Source organism: Arcticibacter svalbardensis MN12-7, from assembly GCF_000403135.1.
Classification (GTDB): domain Bacteria; phylum Bacteroidota; class Bacteroidia; order Sphingobacteriales; family Sphingobacteriaceae; genus Arcticibacter; species Arcticibacter svalbardensis.
The window spans coordinates 1-23,819 of the sequence record NZ_AQPN01000023.1; the positions used below are offsets into that span (position 1 = coordinate 1).

General features: G+C 37.5%; 19 protein-coding genes, 2 tRNA genes and 1 pseudogene. 11 read left to right on the plus strand and 11 right to left on the minus strand.

Annotated features, from left to right (window positions below; genetic code table 11):
• Nucleotides 1-26: 26 nt before the first annotated feature.
• Both ADIARSV_RS02985 and ADIARSV_RS02990 read right to left on the minus strand, forming a co-directional pair.
• Nucleotides 27-110: transfer RNA gene (locus tag ADIARSV_RS02985), tRNA-Leu, on the minus strand.
• Between the two features lie 21 nt (nt 111-131).
• Nucleotides 132-214 (minus strand) — tRNA-Leu (locus ADIARSV_RS02990).
• 375 nt (nt 215-589) lie between these two features.
• Between ADIARSV_RS02990 and ADIARSV_RS02995 the strand changes: the two genes are divergently transcribed.
• From ADIARSV_RS02995 to ADIARSV_RS03030, 7 genes are all read left to right on the plus strand, one after another.
• The gene (locus ADIARSV_RS02995) at nt 590-2,812 is read left to right on the plus strand and encodes a glycoside hydrolase family 3 C-terminal domain-containing protein (protein WP_016193883.1); all 2,223 of its coding nucleotides are present in this window, start codon (nt 590-592) and stop codon (nt 2,810-2,812) included.
• Nucleotides 2,813-2,876: 64 nt separating this feature from the next.
• Nucleotides 2,877-4,985 (plus strand): glycoside hydrolase family 97 protein, encoded by a 2,109-nt coding sequence (locus ADIARSV_RS03000; RefSeq protein ID WP_016193884.1) that lies wholly within the window; start codon nt 2,877-2,879, stop codon nt 4,983-4,985.
• Between the two features lie 92 nt (nt 4,986-5,077).
• The gene (locus ADIARSV_RS03005; protein ID WP_016193885.1) at nt 5,078-5,611 is read left to right on the plus strand and encodes a hypothetical protein; all 534 of its coding nucleotides are present in this window, start codon (nt 5,078-5,080) and stop codon (nt 5,609-5,611) included.
• Nucleotides 5,612-6,286: 675 nt separating this feature from the next.
• On the plus strand, nt 6,287-6,877 hold the full coding sequence (locus ADIARSV_RS03010) for a GIN domain-containing protein (protein ID WP_016193887.1): 591 nt from the start codon (nt 6,287-6,289) through the stop codon (nt 6,875-6,877).
• 1,547 nt (nt 6,878-8,424) lie between these two features.
• The gene (locus ADIARSV_RS03020; RefSeq protein WP_016193892.1) at nt 8,425-8,652 is read left to right on the plus strand and encodes a hypothetical protein; all 228 of its coding nucleotides are present in this window, start codon (nt 8,425-8,427) and stop codon (nt 8,650-8,652) included.
• A 149-nt stretch (nt 8,653-8,801) separates the two neighbouring features.
• The gene (locus ADIARSV_RS03025; RefSeq protein ID WP_016193893.1) at nt 8,802-9,212 is read left to right on the plus strand and encodes an EVE domain-containing protein; all 411 of its coding nucleotides are present in this window, start codon (nt 8,802-8,804) and stop codon (nt 9,210-9,212) included.
• A gap of 127 nt (nt 9,213-9,339) precedes the next feature.
• A complete protein-coding gene (locus ADIARSV_RS03030; RefSeq protein ID WP_016193894.1) occupies nt 9,340-9,825 on the plus strand; it encodes a DinB family protein in 486 nt (161 codons plus the stop codon).
• Nucleotides 9,826-9,840: 15 nt separating this feature from the next.
• On the opposite strand, the gene ADIARSV_RS03035 is transcribed toward ADIARSV_RS03030, so the two are convergent.
• From ADIARSV_RS03035 to asnS, 7 genes are all read right to left on the minus strand, one after another.
• A complete protein-coding gene (locus tag ADIARSV_RS03035; protein ID WP_040298926.1) occupies nt 9,841-10,365 on the minus strand; it encodes an acyl-CoA thioesterase in 525 nt (174 codons plus the stop codon).
• A gap of 8 nt (nt 10,366-10,373) precedes the next feature.
• On the minus strand, nt 10,374-11,672 hold the full coding sequence (locus ADIARSV_RS03040) for a type IX secretion system plug protein (protein WP_235048350.1): 1,299 nt from the start codon (nt 11,670-11,672) through the stop codon (nt 10,374-10,376).
• Nucleotides 11,665-13,578, minus strand: a complete 1,914-nt coding sequence (locus ADIARSV_RS03045; RefSeq protein ID WP_016193897.1) for an ABC-F family ATP-binding cassette domain-containing protein — start codon at nt 13,576-13,578, stop codon at nt 11,665-11,667. Before ADIARSV_RS03045 ends, ADIARSV_RS03040 begins: the two co-directional genes overlap by 8 nt.
• Before the next feature lie 219 nt (nt 13,579-13,797).
• Nucleotides 13,798-14,388, minus strand: coding sequence for a DUF4142 domain-containing protein (locus tag ADIARSV_RS03050; RefSeq protein ID WP_016193898.1), 591 nt, complete (start codon nt 14,386-14,388; stop codon nt 13,798-13,800).
• 242 nt (nt 14,389-14,630) lie between these two features.
• Nucleotides 14,631-15,812: a Na+/H+ antiporter NhaA gene (nhaA, locus tag ADIARSV_RS03055; RefSeq protein WP_016193899.1), complete on the minus strand. Its 1,182-nt coding sequence runs from the start codon at nt 15,810-15,812 to the stop codon at nt 14,631-14,633.
• Between the two features lie 20 nt (nt 15,813-15,832).
• A complete protein-coding gene (locus ADIARSV_RS03060; protein ID WP_040298928.1) occupies nt 15,833-16,453 on the minus strand; it encodes an L-threonylcarbamoyladenylate synthase in 621 nt (206 codons plus the stop codon).
• 70 nt (nt 16,454-16,523) lie between these two features.
• Nucleotides 16,524-17,969, minus strand: a complete 1,446-nt coding sequence (gene asnS, locus ADIARSV_RS03065) for an asparagine--tRNA ligase (RefSeq protein WP_016193901.1) — start codon at nt 17,967-17,969, stop codon at nt 16,524-16,526.
• A 262-nt stretch (nt 17,970-18,231) separates the two neighbouring features.
• On the opposite strand from asnS, the pseudogene ADIARSV_RS03070 reads away from it, so the two are divergent.
• Together ADIARSV_RS03070 and lspA are read left to right on the plus strand one after the other, a co-directional pair.
• A pseudogene (locus ADIARSV_RS03070) lies at nt 18,232-18,810 on the plus strand (DUF1572 family protein).
• An 8-nt stretch (nt 18,811-18,818) separates the two neighbouring features.
• Nucleotides 18,819-19,325 carry a signal peptidase II gene (lspA, locus tag ADIARSV_RS03075; RefSeq protein ID WP_016193904.1) on the plus strand — a complete coding sequence of 169 codons (507 nt, stop codon included), beginning with the start codon at nt 18,819-18,821 and terminating at the stop codon, nt 19,323-19,325.
• 202 nt (nt 19,326-19,527) lie between these two features.
• On the opposite strand, the gene ADIARSV_RS03080 is transcribed toward lspA, so the two are convergent.
• Both ADIARSV_RS03080 and ADIARSV_RS03085 read right to left on the minus strand, forming a co-directional pair.
• The gene (locus ADIARSV_RS03080; RefSeq protein ID WP_052016935.1) at nt 19,528-20,043 is read right to left on the minus strand and encodes a hypothetical protein; all 516 of its coding nucleotides are present in this window, start codon (nt 20,041-20,043) and stop codon (nt 19,528-19,530) included.
• Nucleotides 20,044-20,254: 211 nt separating this feature from the next.
• Complete coding sequence (locus ADIARSV_RS03085; protein ID WP_016193906.1) at nt 20,255-21,622, minus strand: hypothetical protein; 1,368 nt, start codon at nt 21,620-21,622, stop codon at nt 20,255-20,257.
• A gap of 185 nt (nt 21,623-21,807) precedes the next feature.
• On the opposite strand from ADIARSV_RS03085, the gene ADIARSV_RS22330 reads away from it, so the two are divergent.
• Together ADIARSV_RS22330 and xth are read left to right on the plus strand one after the other, a co-directional pair.
• Complete coding sequence (locus ADIARSV_RS22330) at nt 21,808-22,773, plus strand: energy transducer TonB (protein ID WP_052016936.1); 966 nt, start codon at nt 21,808-21,810, stop codon at nt 22,771-22,773.
• A gap of 251 nt (nt 22,774-23,024) precedes the next feature.
• A complete protein-coding gene (gene xth / locus ADIARSV_RS03095; RefSeq protein WP_040298937.1) occupies nt 23,025-23,801 on the plus strand; it encodes an exodeoxyribonuclease III in 777 nt (258 codons plus the stop codon).
• Nucleotides 23,802-23,819: the final 18 nt, after the last annotated feature.

Sequence of the window (23,819 nt, forward strand, 5' to 3'; positions counted from 1 at the left end):
AGCAGATGGTGTAACCCTTTTTTTTGTATCCGAGATGAGATTCGAACTCACACACCCGTACAGGCGCCACCCCCTCAAGGTGGTGCGTCTACCAATTTCGCCACCCGGACATATTAACCTTTATACTTTAGTGCCCGAGAAGAGACTCGAACTCTCAAGGGAAACTCCCAACGGCTTCTGAGGCCGCAACGTTTACCAATTTCGCCACTCGGGCATAAAGGATTGCAAATATAGGATGTAGATTGAGAACAGAGGTCAATAAAAAGAAATAAATTAGGCACATAGAGCTGAAGGGTTAAGGCATAGGAGGATAGTTTTTTTCGAAAAAAGAGAAATAGGAATTTCTTCTAAGAGATTTGTATTGAATACATGTGTTTAAGGATTTCTTCACTGTTTTTTAACCTGTTTAGAAGATTTAAAACCCTTATTATGATCTAGACTGAGTTAGTAGATTTACTTATCTTTTATCTGGTTATTATAAGCGATGAATGGTCTATATTAGCTTAATTTTATTGATAGAAAAGATGATATACAGGAAAATTCTTTTCTATGTTGTACAGGCTAACCGCTGTTGTTAATAAGATGAATTATGAGAAAATCTTTTTTATTTATTTTAGTATTTATACTTTTTAACACCTTATTATTTGGTCAGAAACAGACTTACAAGTTTCAAAAAACAAACCTATCTTTCGAAGAAAGGTCTGTAGATTTGGTCAGTCAGTTGACCCTGGAAGAAAAAGTAGCACAAATGATGAATACTGCGCCAGCTATTCCCAGGCTAGGTATCCCTGCATATAATTGGTGGAATGAAGTTCTTCATGGTGTGGCACGTACCTCTTATCATGTTACGGTTTACCCTCAGGCTATTGCTATGGCTGCCACCTTTGATCCTGATGCTTTAAATCGGATGGCCGATTATTCCGCTTTAGAAGGCAGAGCAATATATAATGATGCTATTGCATCTGGAAAGGCAGGAGAACGATATGTGGGTTTAACTTACTGGACGCCTAATATTAATATCTTTCGTGATCCGCGTTGGGGAAGGGGACAGGAAACATACGGGGAAGACCCTTATTTGACCGGCACATTAGGAAAGTCTTTTGTAAAGGGACTTCAGGGGGACGATCCCAAGTATTTAAAAGCTGCTGCATGTGCTAAACATTATGCCGTACATAGTGGTCCGGAGTCATTACGCCATGTGTTTGACGTATCTCCAAGCGATTATGATTTATGGGATACCTACTTGCCTGCTTTTAAGGAATTAGTAGTAAATGCTAGTGTGGCCGGAGTGATGTGTGCTTATAATGCTTTTAAAGGTCAGCCTTGTTGTGGTAGTGATCAGTTAATGATGGATATTCTTAGGAATCAATGGAAATTTAAGGGCTATGTTACTTCGGATTGCTGGGCTATTGATGACTTTTTTAAAAATCATAAAACACACCCTGATGCAGCCAGTGCATCTGCTGATGCTGTTTTTCATGGTACTGATATTGATTGTGGTACTAGTGCTTACCTGGCATTGGTTGATGCTGTTAAACAGGGAATCATTACTGAAAGTCAGATCGATGTGTCGGTGCGACGACTGTTTATGATTCGTTTTCGTTTAGGGATGTTTGATCCGGTAGCGATGGTACAATATGCTCAAACACCTAAAAGCGTGATTGAAAGTGAAGATCATCAGGCTCATGCTCTAAAAATGGCTCAGGAGTCTATTGTGTTGCTCAAAAATGAAAACAATACGCTTCCTTTAAGTAAGAATATTAAGAAAATTGCTGTGTTGGGCCCTAATGCAGACAACTCCATTTCTATATTGGGAAATTACAATGGAACGCCATCCAATATCGTTACGGCATTAAAAGGGATTAAAGAGAAAGTAGGAAATCAGGTTGAGGTCACTTATGAAGCTGCTATTAATTTCACCAATGATTTTGAGGGAGAAGGTAAGGACTCAAGTGGAGTTGGCTCAAATGAAAAAGCTCATTTTGCGGCATTGGTCAATCGGGTGAAGGATGCAGATGTTATCGTGTTCGTTGGTGGAATCTCACCCCAATTAGAAGGGGAAGAAATGAAAGTAGACTATGAAGGTTTTAATGGTGGTGACCGGACTTCTATTCAATTACCCCGTGTTCAAACCCGTTTAATGAAGGCATTACAGGAAACAGGAAAACCAGTTGTATTTGTAATGATGACGGGGAGTGCTATTGCAATTCCGTGGGAGGCAGAGCATATTCCTGCAATCGTCAATGCATGGTATGGTGGCCAGTCTGCTGGTACTGCTATTGCTAATGTATTATTTGGTGATTACAATCCTTCAGGCCGTTTACCCGTTACCTTTTATAAGGCAGATGCGGATCTTCCTGCTTTTGAAAACTATAGTATGGATAATCGTACGTACCGGTATTTTAAAGGAAAAGCTTTATATCCATTTGGCTACGGTTTAAGTTATACTACATTTGCATACACATGGAAGCAGCAGCCTGCAAAAAAGGAATATAAGGGAAAGGATAAAATTAGCTGTACCATTAAAATAAGTAACACTGGTTTAATGGATGGTTCCGAAGTAGTGCAGGCCTATATTGAATATCCTCAAACCAACACTGTGTTGCCGTTAAAAGAGCTTCGGCAGTTCGACCATGTGTTTATTAATAAAGCGGGTTCAAAGGAATTAAATATAGAGATTCCTGTTGAAGCTTTAAAAAAGTGGAGTACTGAAAAGAAAGAATTAAGATTGGTACCGGGTGATTATCATTTAATTATTGGTTCTCACTCAAGCGATAAAAAATTAAGTTTTGCATTTAAGTTGATTGAATAATTGTTAGGAAATACAAATAATAAACCTTAAAGATCAGGTACTTGTATCTGTATAAAATTAAACCATGCGTAAAATAATAGTATTAGGATTAGCTTTTAATATGTTGACGTTACTTGTGCAAGCACAGGTACTTGTATCACCGGATAAAAATCTTTCCATGAAGTTTGAGTTGAAAGAAGGCGTGCCTTATTATCAGCTAACTTATAAAAAGAAGGTTGTTTTAAAACCTGGATCACTAGGTATAGAGGTTAAAGATGCTCCCTCATTTGTGGATGGCTTTACCTTATCGGATACAAAAACAGCTACTGTAGACACTTCATGGAATCCCGTTTGGGGAGAACAAAAGACCATCAGGAATCACTATAATGAATTGACCGTTACCCTGACTCAAAAAGCTCAAAAAGATCGGTTTATTCGAATTCGTTTCCGTTTGTTTAATGATGGTTTAGGATTCAGATATGAGTTTCCCATGCAGGACAACCTGAACTACTTTATTATTAAGGAGGAAAAAACGCAGTTTGCGCTATCAGGGGATAACAAGGCTTTTTGGCTTCCGGGTGATTATGATACCCAGGAATACAGCACAGTTACTTCGAATCTTTCGGAAGTAAGGGGCAAAATGAAAGCGGCTGTTACTTCTAATGCTTCACAGCATACGTTTTCGCCAACTGGGGTGCAAACACCACTGATGATGAAAAGTAAGGATGGTTTGTACATCAATATCCATGAGGCTGCATTAGTGGATTACTCTTCTATGTCATTGGATCTGGATGATAAAAACTTTGTACTGCAAGCTCATCTTACTCCTGATGCCATTGGTGATAAAGGAAATATGCAAGCTCCTTGCCAATCTCCCTGGAGAACTATTCTGGTAAGTGATCGGGCAGGTGATATTTTAGAGTCTAAATTGATATTAAATCTGAATGAACCAACGAAGTATAAAGATACATCCTGGATTAAACCTATTAAATATGTTGGTGTATGGTGGGAAATGATTACTGGAAAGAGTCAGTGGTCTTATACTGATTTGCCAGCCGTACAATTGGGGGTAACTGATTACTCTAAAGTGAAACCTCATGGTAAACATGGTGCGAATACCAAACATGTAAAAGAATATATCGATTTTGCGGCTCTTCATCATTTAGATGCCGTTTTAGTTGAAGGTTGGAACGAAGGATGGGAAGATTGGTTTGGGAAAAGTAAAGATTACGTCTTCGACTTTGTTACTCCTTATCCCGATTTTGATGTGAAAGAGTTACACCGCTATGCTGCAAGTAAAGGAATCAAGATCATCATGCATCATGAAACTTCTGGATCTGTTCGTAATTATGAGCGCCACTTAGATACTGCCTATCAGTTTATGGTGGATAATGGATATAATGCGGTTAAAAGTGGATATGTGGGTAACATACTTCCCCGTGGTGAATACCATTACGGGCAATGGATGAATAATCATTATCTATATGCAATAACCAAAGCAGCGGAATATAAAATCATGGTAAATGCTCATGAGGCTGTTCGTCCTACAGGTTTAAGTCGCACCTACCCTAATCTCTTAGCTAATGAAGCGGCTAGAGGGACAGAATATGAATCTTTTGGGGGTAATAATGCAGACCATACCACAATTCTTCCATTTACCCGTTTGATAGGAGGACCGATGGACTATACTCCGGGAATCTTTGAGACCAGAGTAAGTGCTTATAATCCAACAAATAAATCTTTTGTTCACACTACATTAGCACGCCAGTTAGGATTGTATGTGACCATGTACAGTCCATTGCAAATGGCTGCAGATTTACCTGAAACATACAATAAGTTTCTGGACGCTTTCAAGTTCATTGAAGATGTAGCCGTAGATTGGGATGAATCAAAGGCTCTTGAAGCAGAACCTGGTGATTATATCACCATTGCACGTAAGGCAAAAGGTACAAATAATTGGTTTGTTGGTAGTACCTGTGATGAAAACGGCCGTATGTCTAATATCGACTTCAAATTTTTAGATAAGGGTAAAAAGTATATAGCCACTATTTATGCTGATGCTAAGGATGCACACTATGAAACTAACCCACAGGCTTATACGATTCGGAAAGTTGAAGTAACCAGTAAGTCTAAGCTAGCACAACATTGTGCTCCGGGTGGAGGTTATGCAATTAGCCTGATTCAAAAAAAATAGGGGTTTATAATCAGTTCATTAATATAAACAGCCATAAAATATCCTGTACGGTGTAACAAATCTAATTGTTGCACCGTATAATTTAGGATTCAATGGGGAAATTTAAAGCATATTCTGAAGAAGTTGAGGTAGTAGGCCAGACCATAATGTGCTTTATATATGGTATTCCTAAATATGAAGACGAAATGCGTGAACTTCTGGTACGCCATGGTCTCGAAGATATCCAGCCAGATGGTTGGTATCCACAACAGAAATGGCTTGATGCTTTTTCAGAATTGTTTGATAGTTATGGACCCTATACTTTATTCACATTAGGTAAGTCTATTCCTGAACAAGCCGCTTTCAGGCTTCAATTTACAGAACTTGAGCAGACTTTAAGAGCAGTTGACGTTGTTTATCAAATGAATCATCGTAATGGAGAAGTAGGACATTATACGATAACAAAGTTCGATGCTGAATTGAAAGAAGCATTAATTGAATGTACAAGTCCTTACCCTGCAGATTTTGAAAGAGGAGTTCTGGTAGGAATGATTCGGAAATATAAAACCCATGTTGGTTCGGTTCCTAAAGTTGAATTGCTATCTCCTCTAACTGAAGGCTTCAGAACATTCAGTATTAACTGGTAAAATATAAGCTACCGAAGTATTCTGTTTATGAATACTCTGTCACAGCATTGTTAATCCCTAAGATTACATTCTATAATATGTTGTAAATTTTGTACAAGAAAGAGTCATCCCTGCCCTTTAATTTTGTAAACTGTTACTTTTCTAACCAAAGGAATCTTTAACCAAAACGTTGTCCGGGTTATCATCGTTAAGGATAAAAACAGGAAAGAAATCTCAAATTTCATCTTTCAAATTGGTTAGAAATTTTGATGTTAAAATAAAGCTATTTACTGTGCCATTTCGATCATTTATTGATGTTATTTTATTAACTAAAGGCAGTAGGTATAAACCTAAACAAATCAATATTTGCAAGAAAGAACAATCGATATTTCTTGCAAATTGACTATAACTAGCTATTTTACATCGCTAATTAGCGATGTAACTTTAACTAATCAACTTAAGTTTTCAACCCTTTATAACCAATTAAGTATTTCGCTATCGGCCCCCAGCAAGTAGAATTTTACAAAGACGGTACTCTCATGAGGGACTGATTCATGATTCAGCCCTAAAATACCGACAGCAAATCACAAACCCGAAATTTTAATTATTAGTGCTGAAGTACAGTCTTTTAACCTAAAGATCTTTAATAGCTATTTCCCTCTAACTGGGAATCAATCTGAAAATTTAATTATAGAAATGAAAAATTTATTAAGAACATTAGTAGTTATTGCAATCATCAGTATTTCTTTTTTGGCGAACGTATTTGCAGCTAATCCCGAAAAAACATCTATTAAAAAGATAATTATAAAGGGAAACGTAAAAGTATTTTTGATTCAAAGAGATAAAGAGGCCGTGGTAATAAAAGATACCTATGATCCTAACAAAACTAGGGTAACCACAAATGGAATATCGCTCCTGATAAATTCCGATGAAAAAGAACCTGTCACTGTGGTGGTCTATGCAAAAAGTCCCTTTCGTATAGATGCCTCAAATAACTCCTACGTTAAAACAATAGGAGAGTTCAACCTGCCTTATCTTCAGGTATTTGTAAATGACAATGCAAAAGCAGATATCAATTCCATTACGCAAAGTTTGTATACCCGTGTGAATCAGCTTGCAACCTTAAAAATAAGTGGAATATCGGATGAACATTTTATGGTTCGAAGTAATAATGCAAAACTCAAAATGGATAAATTATATTGCATGAAAACCAGTACTACTTATTTTAAACCTTACCAGATCGATAAGAGTAAACTTACAGCCGAAAATCTAAAAGATAATAGGTAACATAAAGGGTAGGTGTTTTTAAGAATACGGTTTTAAAAACATCTACCCTTTTTATTTATCGTTAAATAGGTTAACACTAACCGGGCCCAATATACCTGAAGATTCCAATCCAACCCTTGCGTCAGGATCATACAAAGCAGATGTTTTTCTTTGATCTGCTGGTAAAAGAGCATCACCTAATAAGCTTTTAAAATCTGCGAATTAATCGGGGTATAGGTTGTTTTTAGAAGTGATTTGTCCTTTTGTCCCGGTTACTGTGAAACAAAATTAAATCAGATATAGGGAGAACTTTTGTTATGGCCTCATGGTTATTAGCATCGGTTAACACATCTATACAACCTTGGAGGAAGATAGATCTGGTAAGATAGTAATAAATGAAATCATCTGGACAATTCCATCTTTCATACCATCTTGTTGGATACTGATATATTCTCATAACCTAACTTCTGTTTCCATTATTCTAACAAAATGATTAGTAAATTGATATGCAATTGCTTGTTAGTATAATAATTTGTTATTATCATTATTTAAGAAGGAAATTATGCACTAACAGCATTTATACATGAAAATTTGTTAGTAGACACTAATTTATCTGGTCTTGTAAGTACAACTACGACTGCTAATAATGCACATGTTGTAGATGTTAATGATAATTTGAGAAAAATTGATACGCTCACTAAAGGACAAAGAATATTTCATGATAAAACTAACTCGGTCTGAATATATATTTGTGGGTTTTTTTATAGCCCTTTGTTTTCATTTTGTTTTGCATCGGTATGTGAGCATATACCCTTCATTAGTCTTCCCCGCATTTTCTGATGCGCCTAAAATAGTTGATGAGGTTAAATTTCCGGACGTTCAATTATACGCTTTAACAAATAAAGACCATAGTATTAAATTATCCAAAGAAACTTTTTTTTCAAATCTATATGCTGATCATGCAAACTTTTTTTTGAAAACGATATCAAAAAGAGAAAGTGGGTATAATAAAAGTGCTTTATTAAGACAAAGAAGGTCGGCTTTTATAAGTTATGCGATAGGCCAATTAAGGAAGATATATCCAAATCAAGACTTTATAGGATTAGAACTTATAAAAGCAAACAGATATTACAGTGTAAAGAAAGGGCATTTAATTCCGCCGGTAATTGCTAACCAAAACCGAACTGTTATATATTTCAACAATGAAAATTAAAGCGATAATTGATTCTTACTATATAAAGCCTGAGTATTTATCTGCGTATAGAATATTATACGGTCTTATTGTGATTGTTTTTGTGGGGCTTCCTTCCTATTCATGGTAAGGAAATAGTATCGATTATTTATTTAATCCACCAACCATTAGTCTTTCCAATTTATTTAATGGTTTTCCTGGAAGAATTTTTTTTAATGTACTTACCTTTTTGAACTTGGTTTTTTTTATAGGTATGTTTTTGGGGATTCAGTGCAAGTGGTCTTCTCTTTTTTTCTCTTTGACCTGTATAATTGGTTCTAATTATTGGTATTCTTTTGGGAAAATAGACCATTTACTATTATGGATAATTGCACCCATGTTTTTAGGGTTTGCCGGCTGGGGAAACTATTTTAATGTGTATACGCTGTTAGGAAACAAGGAGTTGAATGAACAAAAACCCATTTCTACTGAAACTATATCTTTAATCATTAGTCTTTTTGCGCTTTCAATTGCTTTTTCAATGCTTACTTCGGGAATAGCAAAAGTAATGGGTGGATGGCTAAGCTGGAGTCATGAGACAACCTCCATCAATTGTATTAAATAAGCAATGATTCTTCACGAATATAAACGAATTCCAACCTATTTGTTAGTTTTACAGCTTAGTGCGAAAATCTGAAAGAGTGCTCAAAATAGGGCCTTCAATATCTCTCACCAGAATTAAACACAGAAATAAATAATTAAACATAGAAACGAATGAATCATTGGCTCGTCAAGTCTGAACCTCATAAATATAGCTGGGATAAATTTAATGAAGATGGCAGCACCTTTTGGGATGGTGTGCGTAATTATCAGGCAAGAAATAACCTGAGAGCCATGGAAAAAGGCGATTTGGTTCTTTTTTACCACAGCAATGAAGGGAAGGAAGTTGTTGGGATAGCCAAGGTGGTTAAAGAGTTTTATCAGGATCCTACTACTGAAGATCCGAATTGGGTGGTAGTCGATCTGGCGCCTTTAGAAAAGCTTAAAAGGGCAGTCACATTGGAAGAGATCAAAAAAGATTCGCGTTTGGAGAATATTGGTTTGGTTAAACAAGGGCGCTTATCGGTAATGCAATTAAAGGCTGAGGAATTTGACCGTATCGTTGAATTAGGAAACGGGGATTAATTTTTTGGTCTTATTGTCGTACTGTAAATTTATGTATATATTTGATTATCAGGGTTCACTCTCTTAATAAAACGCCCTGTTTTTTGAACTTCATAAAACATTAAAAAGACATCGCTGTATTTTTCGTATGGATTATATTAGAAGCAAGGACATTGTTGCAGAACTTACTCAACTAATAAAAAAAGGAAACGCCCATGTTTCTTTCGAAGAATCAGTGGAAGGTCTTCCTCCTGAATTGCGGACTAAAATTGCTTACGATTTGCCTTACAGCATCTGGCAGTTGACCGAGCATATCCGCATTACCCAATGGGATATTCTGCAATTTTGCAAATCATCGGACCATGTTTCGCCTAAGTGGCCCGATGAGTATTGGCCTGATCCTATTAATCAAATTGAGGATAGTCAATGGGATTCCTCTCTGGAGCAGATTAGAGCGGACAGACTAGAGTTTTTTGAATTACTTAATAACTCTACCTTACACTTTGTAGAACCGATCCCCTATGGAGACGGTCAAACTTTGTTGCGGGAAGCGATGGTAATTGCTGATCATACTTCGTATCATATCGGGCAGATTATCATTATCCGCCGTTTGCTTCATGATTGGAAGTCCTGATATGGTCCCGAAAACTTATAATTCAGGGAAGAACAGTGCTTTAAGCTGAGTCGCATTTTCAGGTTTCATCTTTCCTGCCAGGATCAAACGAAGTTCTCTTCGGGAAAGGGCAGTAATATAAAGCTGTTTTTCTTCTTCAGTCTCTGGAATAATTTCTGGTACTAACGTTGTTTTGCCGGTATCGTCAAGCGCTACAAATGTATAATAGGCTTCGTTACTTTTGATCCTGCTATTAGGCTGTATATTTTCGGAAAATACTTCAATCCGAATTTCCATAGAGGTATGAAATGATCGGGTTACTTTGGCCTGAATAGTGATTACATCACCCAATTTTACGGGATGTTTGAAAGAAACATTATCTACTGAAGCGGTAACTACGATATGGTTGGAGTGTTTTTGTGCGGAAATTGCCGCTGCAATATCCATCAGATGGAGTAATCGTCCCCCCATAAGATTATGAAGCGGATTGGTATCATTGGGAAATACTAACTCATTCATAACGGTGAATGAATTGATTGCGGGCTTGGAGCTAACTGTCATAGAGTTTGTTATTTATTGAATTCCTGGTATCCTACCAATTGATCCCATCTTGATCCGGGGCGGCGGTAATACAAGAAAGCCTGATAAGCATTTTTTGTTTCAAAGAATGACCCTTCAAGAGGAGTGGAATTTGTTTCCGCGTTATTTGAAGAGTTGGCCCATACATACTGATAATCGTACAAACCTTGTTTTAAATAGATGGAGCCATAAAATCGGTTTCGGCTGTCATCATAAGTGAGTTTGTTTTCCCTACTCAACTGGTAATTATTAAATTGACCAACAAGATACAGGTCCACTTTGGGAGAGGGCTTTGTCGATTCCAGCGTAAAGGTAACGTAGGCATAGTCTGCTTCGATACGATTATCCTGCCCATCTTGATTGCGGATAAAAAAGTTGCCGTTCTCATCAAATAAGTAGGAATATTTGGTGTTGGTATTGGGCAGATCGGGAAGGAGCTGTACCGTGTTTACGGAATCTTTGTAAATACGATCTACCCGTTCGGTCTGTAACCGCAGGCTCCTGAAGTCGAATTTACGGAATTCATTACCTCCCTCAAATTCTAATGTGTTGAGGTCATTGTAGATCAGCTGGTCCTGACGGACGATAGCAGGCCGGTCAACAGTCTGCTGTTGGTCGGGACGGCCATTCTGTTTAACGATCAGCTTAACGTCGGTATATGGGTTCGTAAGAGGTAATTGGGCGTGATTGACGGTGATGTTTATTTTTTGATTTTTAGTACGGTTTATTACCTTCGGTGATGCGACCATCTCGGTAGTAAGAGTAGCAAGCGGGGATAAGACATAAAATCTACGGGTGATAATAATCTTAGAGGGGTCGCCATCTTCGTACACTTTGAGAATGTAATTACCATCAATTTTAGGATTGATGTTTGCATTTGGAAACAGAAGTTCGTAATGCGTATACTGTTGCAGGGTATTTAATGAATTGAAATAATTCGTGATCCGGTCTTCATTAAAACTTTCCAGATAGTCGATAGGAGAGAGCTCACTGCTTTGCCAGTTGACATCACAATGTTCAATGGTATAATAGTAATCTTTATGGTCGGCTTGTAAATCATCAAAGCTCAGGAGCAACTCTTCAGTGGAATGAAGCGTAATAACGGGCATCGACTGCTCTTTGTAGCTGTTATAAAGTTGAACTGTTTTAATCTGTGCACTAAATACCTGGTTGCTGAAAACCTTTTCCTGCGCGCAAAGCTGCAAATTGCTGTAAAGCAAAATAGCCAGGACTATAGCATAAAGCTTAGTTCCCGGCAATTTGAAAAATATGTTTTGTGGCTTACTCAAGCTCCATGATTTGTTCTGCAAGACTTTCCCATTCCGCCTGTGTGATTTTAAGCGTTGCTTTTACGGTTTGGTAGGTGGCATTGGCGGCATCCAGTTTCTTTTTATCCTGGTAAATGTCTTCGTGACCCAAAACTAACTCTGCCTGAGCAAGTTCCTTTTCTAATTCAGCTATTCGTTCTTCAACGTGCTGTAAAGTGTGGTTCAGCTTTTTAAGCTGTTTGCTTTTTTCATCCGGGGCATGAGAAGCTTTTACGACAGGCTTTTCTTCCTTTTTAGGCTGAATAACAGCCTGAGGTTTGGGTACATAAGCCGGACGTTTGGATTGCCATTCTTCATATTCCGCATAGGTACCTGGATAGATCTTAATCTTATGATCTTCGATAAACCAGATCTTATTGGCTACATTGTCCAATAAATACCTATCATGGGATACCACGATAAATGTTCCTTCAAATTGGTTAAGTGCCTGAATCAGGATATTAACCGATTGCATATCAAGGTGATTGGTAGGCTCATCCAGAATAAGGAAATTGGCGTCGGCAGTAAGTGCTTTGGCCAGTGCTACACGTGATTTTTCACCACCTGATAGTACCTTAATCTTTTTGAATACGTCGTCGCCTGTAAAAAGGAAACTTCCTAATATAGAACGAAGTTCAGTGTCTGTATGTTTAGGTGCAAAAGCTTGCAGTTCTTCCAGGATCGCATTTTCGAGATGCAATGATTCCAGCTGATGCTGAGCAAAGAAAGTTTCTGTTACGTTATGTCCGGTGATACACTCTCCTTCAAAAGGTTCAACACCTGCGATAATGCGTAGTAAGGTAGATTTACCACGTCCGTTGGCACCGATTAAGGCAATTTTATCACCTTTTTCAATCACAGCATCGGTATGATCCAGAATGACGTTGGAAGGGTAGGCCTTGCTCACGTCTTCGATACGGATTACATGACGGCCGGATTGCTTGCTGAACTTGAATGAAAAGTTAACGCTTGGATTCTCATCATCTACGTCTTCAATACGTTCCATTTTATCGAGCATCTTGATGCGCGATTGGGCAAGTTTAGCTTTACTGGCTTTTGCCCGGAAACGATTGATCAGTTGCTCTTCCTGTTTGATTTTTTGTTGTTGGTTTTTAAACTCACCTTTCTGAATTTCTCCTCTTAAGGATTTTTCTTCCAGATAAAAGCTGTAATTACCGGCGTAAACAGTCAGTTTTCCCTTGCGTGATTCTACTGTACGGTTAATTACCTTATCTAAAAACCACCTGTCATGCGATACGATCACGATCGATCCTTCGAATGCCAGTAAATAGGTTTCCAGCCACTTGATGGAAGGTAAGTCAAGGTGATTCGTAGGCTCATCCAATAAAAGAATATCGGGAGTCTGTAATAATATCTTTGCAAGCATTACACGCATTCTCCAGCCTCCGGAGAATTCAGCAAGCTGACGTTTTTGATCGTCTTCGCTAAATCCTAAACCTGCAAGAATTTCGTGTGCTTTAAATTCAATGCTGTATCCATCAAGATTTTCAAACTCATGCTGTTTGTCACTTAGTTTATGCAGCACTTCTTCCGAATAATCTGTTTCCAGTTTATTGAGTAAGAGTTCTATTTCAGCATGGAGTTGATTTTGACGTGCAAATGCTTCCATTGCTACGTGTAAAATGCTTTTATCTGATTGATATGAAAGTAAATCCTGGTTTAAATAACCGATCTTAATGTCTTTGGACATCGAGATGGTACCGCTGGTTGGTTTAGCATCACCAACTATTAATTTAAGAAGGGTAGTTTTCCCTGTTCCGTTCGCTCCAATTAATCCGGTTTTATCACCTGGCTTGATGTGCCAGTTCGCTTCGTCATATAATGCCCTCGCACCGATCTCGAAGGTAAGGTTGTTTATTGCAATCACTTTGCAAAATTACAAAATTGATTCTAAATGAGGAACTTGATTGTGATGATTCTTTATAATAGCCCTATTGTGTTAAAATATTGGATAATAATTCATTAAATCGCTTTAATTATTGAGGAGCTGGGTGGATTGAAATCATAAAAAAACCCTTCAAGCGACAACAAATGCTGCAACTTGAAGGGTTTATTATTTTTAAATTAAAAAACAAATTGAATTATATTAGTCAACAGCGTCTTTAATTGCTTTTGCAGAATCAAGATGTGTATTTAAAACTGGAAGCGTTTTCGTTGCGAAAGCTTTAATATCTGCATCCGGTGCGTTTTTTGATGCTTTCTCAAAAAGATCGATGTCTTCCTTATGATCGTCAGTCATCATACTCATATAATGTTTGTCGAAATCAGCTCCCTTCATCTTCTTCATTTCGTTAATGTGATTTTGCATCTCAACTGGCATCGTAGAGGGGATTGTAATGCCTTTGCTGGTTGCCAAAGCCATTAATTCTTTGTTTGCCTTTGTATGATCTTTAACCATCATAGCACCAAAACCTTTTACTCTTGGGCTTTTTGCATTTTGTTGAGCTATAGTACCTAATTCGACTTCCATCATCCCTCCTGCACCTGCTTTTACCGCAAATGTGGTATTGAAGTTTGACGAGGTATCAGAAGCGTCATGTACGGTTGTTGAAGCATCATAGCTTGAAGGCGTGCCTGCCAAACCTACTGCATTTTCGGATTTTTTAGCGTCACTATTGCAGGAAAATAGGGTAAAAATAACGGCTACAGCCGAAATTGATAAACTTAGATTTTTCATAGATAGATTTTTTTTACTTTTCTAACAGACTGGCAATTAGTTTGTTTTTAAAGTTTTTTATCTAAGTTTTAGCCCTTTGGGATTGTATAATTTGGTTTTTAACCTATTTGTTGAACCATCTAACCAGGCGATCTAAATGAAGAATACGGATAAGAACAAGCGACATTATGCTGTTGGAGCGAGTTTTCATGATGAACACAATTAAATACATTGCTTTAAACTGTTCTATTGTAAGATTATTGTTAAGCTTTAGTCCTTTTTTTCTCATTTACACTCACCAGGATCAAATATCCGCCAACACCAGCAAAGAATGAAGCGATCAGGATGGAGAATTTAGCCTCTGATTGAAAATAAACATCATTAAAGGATAACAAGGCGATAAATACAGACATAGTAAAACCTATGCCTCCTAACATTCCTAGTCCTAATATATGAGGCCACCGTGCCCCAGAGGGAAGCTGAGCCCATTTTAATTTAACGGACAACCAGGAAAAAGAAAATATGCCTACCGTTTTTCCTACCACAAGACCTATAATTATTCCTAAGCCGAGTGAACTTCCCAAACCTTCTACCATACCTTTTTCAAAATGTATAAGGGTATTGGCAAGTGCAAAAATAGGCATGATGATCATATTTACAGGTTTTGCTAAGAAATGTTCTAATTTCTCCAAAGGAGAACACGCATCAGAATTATTGGTAGGTATAGTAAAAGCAAGCAATACCCCTGCTATGGTAGCGTGTATGCCAGAATGATGGATAAAATACCATAAAAATAGTCCCGGAATGAGATAGAATACCAGGCTTTTTACCCCAAATCTGTTAAATAGAACCAATAAAGCAAGAATGCCTGCAGCGTAAAGGAGCTGATCTACATGTACATTACCAGTATAAAAGATAGCGATTACGAGGATTGCACCTAAATCATCAACTATAGCAAGGGCGGCAAGGAATATTTTAAGAGAAGCGGGAACTGATTTGCCAAGCATGGAGATCACAGCGAGTGCAAAAGCAATATCTGTGGCCATGGGGATTCCCCAACCGCTTGCTGTAAGAGTGCCTCTATTAATTAGGAAATAAATTAAAGCGGGAACCAGCATGCCTCCCAATGCGGCAAATACAGGCATTGCGGCTTTTTTTACCGAGGATAATTCGCCTTCTACTATTTCTCTTTTTATTTCCAGACCTACTAATAGAAAAAATATAGCCATTAAGCCATCATTTATCCATAATTCGGTGGAATATTTGAGTTCTATGTTTGGGGTATTGAAGCCGATTTCGTAGTGAAGCAGACTTGCGAATCCTTCAAATAAAGAGCTGTTCGCGATCAATAAAGAGATGACAACAGAGATCAGTAAGATCACTCCTCCGATTTGTCCTGATCTTAAGAATTCTTTAAATGTATCCAGATTAATTTTTCGGAGCATCCCGCAAATATACGGTTTTACTAAATTAGCTCATCCAGCTTGCCTTTTCCCTCACGAAGTATAGTGAATTCATCTGTTGTACAATCAACCACTGTGGATGCCACATTCTCTCCATAACCCCCATCAATTACGATGTCTACCTGATCCTGATACTTTTCGTAAATCAATTCAGGATCGGTTGAATATTCAAGGATATCATCGTCATCCCGGATAGAGGTGGAGATAATAGGATTGCCTAAAAGTTTAACTATTTCACGGGCAATGTCATTGTCAGGAACACGGATACCTACTGTTTTCTTTTTAGAACTTAACATTTTGGGCACCTTATGCGATGCGTTAAATACAAATGTAAATGGCCCGGGCAGTGTCTTTTTTAACATACGGAAAGTGGCCGTATCAATGGGTTTGATGTATTCCGCAATATTTTGAAGGTCGTAGCAGACAAATGAGAAATTTGCTTTATCTAATTTAATTCCCCTGATCTGACAGATTTTTTCAATTGCTTTATGATTGGTAATGTCGCAACCTAATCCGTAAATGGTATCAGTGGGGTAAATAATTAATCCTCCATTTTTAAGCACTTCAACTACTTGTTCAATAGCTTTTGGATTAGGGTTCTCTGGATATATTTTTAATAGCATACTCATCTTATATATAATGCAAAAAGGCCCGAATTGTTTAAATACAGGCCTTTTGATTCATGTGATAATTTTAAAACTCGGCATTATTCGGTGTTCTAGGGAAGGCGATAACATCACGGATGTTGGTCATTCCGGTAACAAAAAGAACTAAACGTTCGAATCCAAGTCCGAAACCTGCATGTGGAGCTGAACCGAAACGACGTGTATCAAGGAACCAGGACATCTCTTCTACAGGGATATGCATTTCGTACATCCTTTGTTCTAGTTTGTCTAAGCGTTCTTCTCTTTGCGATCCACCGACAATTTCACCTATCCCTGGAAATAAGATGTCCATTGCGGCTACTGTTCTGCGACCTGTTTCATCGGGTTCATTCTGGCGCATGTAGAATGATTTGATGTCGGCAGGGTAATCTGTTAGGATAACGGGTTTCTTAAAGTGTTTTTCAACCAGGAAACGTTCGTGTTCGGATTGCAGATCTGCTCCCCATTCGTCAATCAGGTATTTAAACTGTTTTTTCTGATTGGGTTTGGAGTTTTTTAATATTTCTATTGCTTCTGTATAGGTGATGCGCACAAAGTCGTTGTCTAAACAGAAATTTAGTTTGGTAACCAAGTCGAGTTCAGAACGATCGTTTGCAGGTTTTTGCTTTTCCTCTTCCAGCAGACGTGTACTTAAAAATTCAAGTTCATCACCACAGTGGTCTAAAGCATAACGGACTACATATTTTAACAGTTCTTCTGCCATGTCCATATTGTCCTGCAAGTTACAGAATGCCATTTCGGGCTCTATCATCCAGAATTCTGCAAGGTGACGGGTGGTATTGGAATTTTCTGCACGGAAGGTGGGCCCGAAGGTATAGATCTCTCCAAATGCCATAGCGGCAAGTTCGCCTTCAAGTTGTCCGGATACGGTCAGGTTAGTGGATTTGCCAAAAAAGTCTTCTTTATAATTTACGGTACCATCGTCATTGCGGGGTACCTTGTCAAAGTCGATAGTTGAAACGCGAAACATTTCACCTGCGCCTTCTGCATCGGAACCGGTAATGATGGGGGTATGCATGTAAACAAAGCCCTTATCATTAAAGAACTTATGAATGGCAAAAGCTAGGGCATGTCTGATTTTGAAAACAGCATTGAAGGTTGTGGTGCGGAAACGCAGATGTGCAATTTCGCGAAGAAACTCCAGACTGTGTTTTTTAGGTTGAAGGGGATATTTCTCTGGATCGCTGTCGCCTAGGATTTCAAGTGTTTTCACTTTAAGCTCCACACGTTGGCCTTTACCCAGGGATTCTACTAAGGTTCCTGTTACAGAAACTGCAGCACCTGTAGTAACGCGCTTTAATAATGCATCATCTGTATTGAGGAAATCTACAACCACTTGTACATTATTTATAGATGATCCATCATTTATAGCTATGAACTGATTGTTTCTAAAAGTTCTGACCCAACCTTGAATGTTAATTTCCTGACCAAAGTCAGTGGTATTGAGGATGTCTTTAATTTTTGTACGCTTCATGTTGCTGCAAATCTAAAAAAAGAAAATTTATATTTAATGAAACATCTATATTTAGGTAAGGGAGTTTTGTGAGAATCAATTTGCTGCCGAAATGGATGATGTAAATAGTGTTGAAATTTAATGAAACATTCCTTTTTGGGTAAGGGTGTATGCGAGGATGACTGAATTTGAATTTGTTATGGAATTGAATTATTTGGGCAGTGTTAAACATCTATATTTAGGTAAGGGAGTTTTGTGAGAATCATCAAAATTATAATTTGTTATGGAATTGGATTATTTGGACAGTGTTAAAAAGCAATTTGCTTATTATAAGATGCTGGGTGATAAAACGTTCAGTCAGCTTTCAGATGAACAGCTTTTTTGGCAATACCATTCAGAAAGTAACAGCATCGCCATGATTGTAAAACATTTGTGCGGAAATATGCTGTCGCGCTGGACTAACTTCATGAGTTCTGATGGTGAAAAGAGCTGGCGACATAGGGAATCAGAGTTCGATAATGATATTTAAAGTCGTGAGGAACTGTTAGTTAAATGGAACGAAGGCTGGTTGTGTTTATTTAATACACTAGATTCGCTCAACGATTCTGATTTAGAACATGAGGTGTATATTAGAAACATGGGTCATACCGTTATAGAAGCAATAAACAGGCAATTGGCTCATTACCCTTATCATATTGGGCAGATTGTATTTATTGGCAAAATGGCTTGTAATGAAAGCTGGCTTTCGTTGTCTATACCTAGAGGGAAATCTGCTGATTATAATGCGGACAAGTTCGCTCAAGATAAGCATAAGGAGCATTTTACGGATGAGTTTTTAAATAAGCTCAACGATCAAAGTTAAAAATAGAGATGAGGCTGAAAAAAGGGATACGAAATTTAATGATAGTGCTGATTATCGCATGTAATATTGGTTGCGACCAGATTTCAAAGACTATAGTACGCGAAGAAGTTGATTATAACGAAAACATAACATTGATAACACGTTTTCTAACACTTACTAAAATAGAAAATTCAGGTGCTTTTTTAAGTGTGGGCGATTCTCTCCCTTTTGTAGTTCGGTTTATTGTATTGTCATTAATTCCGTTAATTGCTCTTGGTATCGGTTTGTACATTGTTTTAACACGAACTAGTATGAAGAGACCTATTGTGATCGGCATCTGCTTTGTGATAGGGGGAGGCATCGGTAATCTATACGATCGGATGTTATATGGCTCGGTAACTGATTTCCTGCATATGGATTTCGTGTTGTTTAAAACGGGAATCTTTAATATGGCAGATGTGTCGATCATGATTGGGATTGGAACCCTGATTGTTTTCTCTTATATAGCTAAAAATAAAAGGATCCAGTATTCTTAGACCTGCTATATCCGAAGCTGGTAATTTTTGCCTAGCTTTTGTTGTGTTAAACTATTGATCAAAAAACAAGAGTTTTCGGTATTCGTGATTTTCTTATTTCAATATCAGTTAAATTTCTGGTGTATAAAAAAGCCTAAAAATAAAGAACCCTGATTATGCTTCCTTGTGAAACATAATCAGGGTTCTTTATTTAATGAAAAATCTATTTTTTACCACGGTTACCGTTGTCCTTGCTATTGCCTTTTTGTGCGTTGTTTGGACGATTAGCTGGTGCATTGTTACGAGCAGGGGATGATTTGACCGCTGGAGTTGCATTTCTTTGAGGTGTTGCATCTCCTCTATGATCTCTAAGTGAGTTTTGCGCACCCTTCTTATTTTTGAAAGAGCTGTATTTGTTAATATGATTTCCATGGTTTAGATACGGCCTTTTGGTATTCATCACTACTTTGTAGGAATTATACATATCATGACCTCTATATCTTGCAGGGAGACTATTTCTCCAAACCCAATCATTGTTTTCCTGATAAATATATTGCCTTGAAGGAACATAGTAATACACGTCCATATCAGGTAAATAATAATAATCTACATGGTTATAGCCAGTTGGACCCCATTCTGGTTGTGATGAAAGATTAATGTTTAGGTTTATCTGTGCTTCTGACTTTAAACTTCCAAAACTTAATAATCCCATTAGGGATGCAAATAATAACTTTTTCATTTGTTCTAATTTGTATACTGATGTTCAAAGCACATGCCATCACAGGCTATACTTGACACTTGCCGACATACGGAGGCTCATCGGTTACGAAAGAGTCAGGTCTGCCGACTAATAGGAATAAATTAATATTAGCAACATGTGCAGTTTTTATTCAATTTCACTCATTGTGAGTATAAAAGTGGGCAGGTTACTTAAACAAATAATACACACGCTATATGTTAGGCGTTTTAATACCATTCAGAGTTTTGATTAAATCTTTTATTTTGGTAGGGTTTAACTTCTTTTCTTTAGCTATTAATATGGCTTTACTTTGCATGTATTTTGCTTCTTTATACATGTTTAAGCGATATAGCAGATGGGCATAGGTATCATAAGTATAGTATGTGGGTTCTATGGCCAGCGAACGTCTACACCATAAGATTGCTTTTAAGAGGTGGTCTTCATTTGTTGTTCCTGATACATAAAAATCCCACGCAGCGTTATTCAATGTGGTGGCAGTTCCGTTTGCTGTCGGTTTGATCATGCAAATTAGGCAGGTGTTTTTAGCATTTTTACTTTTTGAAGCTATTTTCTCCTGTCTGCTTTTTGCCAAATCCAGCTGCTTTTGTTGCAGCCGCTTAGCCGAATCTATGCTGATGGACATATAATAATTGTCATAAAAGTAAACAGCCTGCCTCAAATAAGTGCTACTATCCTTTATCCCTTTATAGAAATTAAGCATATTACTTTGTTTCACCCATTGGCCCCTATTATAGTCCCGATCATAGGTGCTTTGTGCGAAATTTCCTGCTTTATAGGCAAGATCTGCATCTTTTTTAGCAATCGCTCTATCAAAAGAATTTTTAATAATTCTTCTATTGATCGTTATTTTCATGTCCATGGGTTGGGTTTTGTAGATACTGTCACGGAGAGATTGGTACAAATAAGTCACTTTCATTGCTCTGCTATCTACAGCAGGTCCAGCCTGTAGTATAAAAAGCATTTTATTATAGGTGTTAATGTCTTTAAGCTTGATTGACTCGACATAATAATCAATAAGATCAGCATTGTCTATAAAACCTAAATGGATTTTAGCGGAGATATAAGCGCTTAAAAGTCGTTCCGATTTATCTCCTGATTCATATCGTGTTTGGTAATCAGCGATATTATTTCCTGATTTTAATAGGGTTGTAACGTAATCAACGAGTTTGATATATTGCTCTGCCTTGTCCATAAATCCGGCACTCCGGTGTACCAGTTTCCCTTCACTGTTTAGAAATAAAAAGCTGGGGAAAATAGCTGACTCATACTGTTTCTGCAATTGAGTGGATTCTTTACTCCCCATAGCTGCGCGATAACAAATAAAGTTATCATGAAAAACCTCGGCAACTTTGGTTTGATATAATACACTGCGCTGTTTGTATTGCTCGCTCTTTTTAGTGATGACCGGCCCATCAAGAAAGATCAGTATAGGTTTTCCGCTTAATCTAGCCTTTTCTAAAACTATACTCATTGGTCCTTTTTCAAAATGAAAGCCCTGAGCCTGGCAAGCGAACGACATGAAAAAAGTAAAGATAAACGATATTATAATTGGTTTCATCCTGCTAGGTTTAGAGTGCTAATCTATGATTAACAATCTTAGAAACATATAATTATTTGAATAGCTTACCCCTTTTATATGTGACTAAATAAGTAATATATAACGCTGTTAAGTAATACGATTTAAAATTTGTAAATATTGAAATCATTGAACATCTTTGGCTTGAAAATAATCATAACCTTATCATGAAGATTTCCCTGTATTTTCTGCTTTTTATAAGCTTGGCTTGTCATGCTCAAAATGAAAAAATTACCTATTACATCAACAAAAAAGGGCAGGAAGTCAAACATCTTGACAGTGCAGCTTTTATTAGGGTAATACAAGTGCCGGATTCCGGATCAGCTAACTTTAGTCTTTATGAATACTATCCGGATAAAACAAAAAAGACGGTTGGATATGTTTCCCAATATCAACCAAAACTTATTTATCAAGGTGAACTGGTTTCTTATTATAAAAATGGTAAGACAAACGAAATCTTTAACTACGTCAATGGAAAGTTAAAAGGTAACTCATTCGAATATTATGAAAATGGTCAGCTTAAACAATCAGGAACGTATGATGAAGGGGCAAATAGTAAAGTGCCTGGCTCGTTAACTCAAGTTTCCTTTTTTAAACTTATAGATTATTTTGACTCCACAGGAGTACAGATGATAAAAAGCGGGGACGGCTATTTAAAACAATATAATGCTAAAAACTTTGGAGATGAAGGGTATTATAAAAATGGTTTAAAGAATGCTGAATGGAAAGGTAGGTGTTCAAGTGGGTCATATACAGAAAATTATGCGCAAGGAGTATTCACTGAAGGTGTTGCTCTATGGGCAGATGGATCAGAGCATAAATATGATAAAGTGGAAGCTATGCCTGAATATAGAGGGGGAATGCGTAGTTTCTATGCCTATGTAGGGAAAAACTATGTATATCCACCACTGGCTAGGAAGGCAGGTGTACAAGGAAGATTATTATTGTCTTTTGTTGTTCAAAAAGATGGAAGCCTGACAGATATAGTTTTGTTAAAAGATATTGGATTAGGGACAGGGGAAGAAGCACTTAGACTGTTGAGAGAATCGCCTGACTGGCAACCTGGTTTGCAACATGGAATGCCTGTTCGAGTAGCGTACGTATTACCAATAATGCTTAATTTGGGACGTTAATTAATTTTACAATATTAAAGAGGTTATTTTAGCTTTATGGCCATTTGAATGTTACATCGTTCGTAAGGTGTTGAACGTCCACTTATCTTTTGGAATCCCAATTTATTATATAAACTTATCGCTGGTTTTAACACCGTGTTACTTTCGAGGTAGTGTAGTGATTTGATGTTTTGTATACCTACATATTTGGCAATATTTCACATCAATTAACTTGATTTTTCATGTTAATTGATAATATTTTATATTTGAACATGAAGATAGCTACTTACAATGTAAATGGAGTTAACGGACGCTTACCAGTACTTTTGCGCTGGCTTGAAGAAACAGCTCCTGATATAGTTTGTCTACAGGAATTAAAAGCACCTCAGGAGAAGTTTCCTGTTGAATCCCTTCAGGCAGCAGGATATAATGCAATCTGGCATGGACAAAAAAGCTGGAATGGAGTGGCTATTCTTGCACATAATACTGAAATTAAAGAAACTAAACGAGGACTTCCAGGTGATCCTGACGACGAGCAAAGCCGTTATATTGAGGCATTTGTTAATGGTATTGTAATTGGTTGTTTATATTTACCTAACGGAAATCCTGCACCCGGACCCAAACTTGAATATAAGCTACGCTGGTTTGAACGGTTGCAAGCCCATGCAACAACACTCCTGAAATATGGAATGCCTGTAGTGTTGGCTGGAGATTATAATGTGATGCCAACTGAACTTGATGTATATAAACCGGAACGTTGGATTGATGATGCCCTCTTTAGACCAGAAGTTCGTCAGGCATTTAAAACACTTGTCGAACAGGGATGGACTGACGCCATTAGAAAGATCTATCCAAATGAGACGATTTATACCTTTTGGGATTACTTTCGTAATGCCTATGGACGTGATGCAGGTTTACGCATTGATCATTTTCTACTTAGTCCTGATTTAGATAGCCGTCTTCTTGCTGCAGGTGTAAATCGTGATGTTAGGGGATGGGAAAAATCAAGTGATCATGCTCCTGTATGGATAGAATTAGCCGACCTTTAACCACCATTATTTCTAAAA

Bases quoted from the DNA above. Each gene is read 5' to 3' on its own strand.
- ADIARSV_RS02995 (WP_016193883.1), top strand. From the start codon at position 590: ATGAGAAAATCTTTTTTATTTATTTTAGTATTTATACTTTTTAACACC.
- ADIARSV_RS03000 (WP_016193884.1), top strand. From the start codon at position 2,877: ATGCGTAAAATAATAGTATTAGGATTAGCTTTTAATATGTTGACGTTA.
- ADIARSV_RS03005 (WP_016193885.1), top strand. From the start codon at position 5,078: ATGGGGAAATTTAAAGCATATTCTGAAGAAGTTGAGGTAGTAGGCCAG.
- ADIARSV_RS03010 (WP_016193887.1), top strand. From the start codon at position 6,287: ATGAAAAATTTATTAAGAACATTAGTAGTTATTGCAATCATCAGTATT.
- ADIARSV_RS03020 (WP_016193892.1), top strand. From the start codon at position 8,425: ATGTTTTTAGGGTTTGCCGGCTGGGGAAACTATTTTAATGTGTATACG.
- ADIARSV_RS03025 (WP_016193893.1), top strand. From the start codon at position 8,802: ATGAATCATTGGCTCGTCAAGTCTGAACCTCATAAATATAGCTGGGAT.
- ADIARSV_RS03030 (WP_016193894.1), top strand. From the start codon at position 9,340: ATGGATTATATTAGAAGCAAGGACATTGTTGCAGAACTTACTCAACTA.
- ADIARSV_RS03035 (WP_040298926.1), bottom strand. From the start codon at position 10,365: ATGACAGTTAGCTCCAAGCCCGCAATCAATTCATTCACCGTTATGAAT.
- ADIARSV_RS03050 (WP_016193898.1), bottom strand. From the start codon at position 14,388: ATGAAAAATCTAAGTTTATCAATTTCGGCTGTAGCCGTTATTTTTACC.
- nhaA (WP_016193899.1), bottom strand. From the start codon at position 15,812: ATGCTCCGAAAAATTAATCTGGATACATTTAAAGAATTCTTAAGATCA.
- ADIARSV_RS03060 (WP_040298928.1), bottom strand. From the start codon at position 16,453: ATGCTATTAAAAATATATCCAGAGAACCCTAATCCAAAAGCTATTGAA.
- asnS (WP_016193901.1), bottom strand. From the start codon at position 17,969: ATGAAGCGTACAAAAATTAAAGACATCCTCAATACCACTGACTTTGGT.
- lspA (WP_016193904.1), top strand. From the start codon at position 18,819: ATGAGGCTGAAAAAAGGGATACGAAATTTAATGATAGTGCTGATTATC.
- ADIARSV_RS03080 (WP_052016935.1), bottom strand. From the start codon at position 20,043: ATGAAAAAGTTATTATTTGCATCCCTAATGGGATTATTAAGTTTTGGA.
- ADIARSV_RS03085 (WP_016193906.1), bottom strand. From the start codon at position 21,622: ATGAAACCAATTATAATATCGTTTATCTTTACTTTTTTCATGTCGTTC.
- ADIARSV_RS22330 (WP_052016936.1), top strand. From the start codon at position 21,808: ATGAAGATTTCCCTGTATTTTCTGCTTTTTATAAGCTTGGCTTGTCAT.
- xth (WP_040298937.1), top strand. From the start codon at position 23,025: ATGAAGATAGCTACTTACAATGTAAATGGAGTTAACGGACGCTTACCA.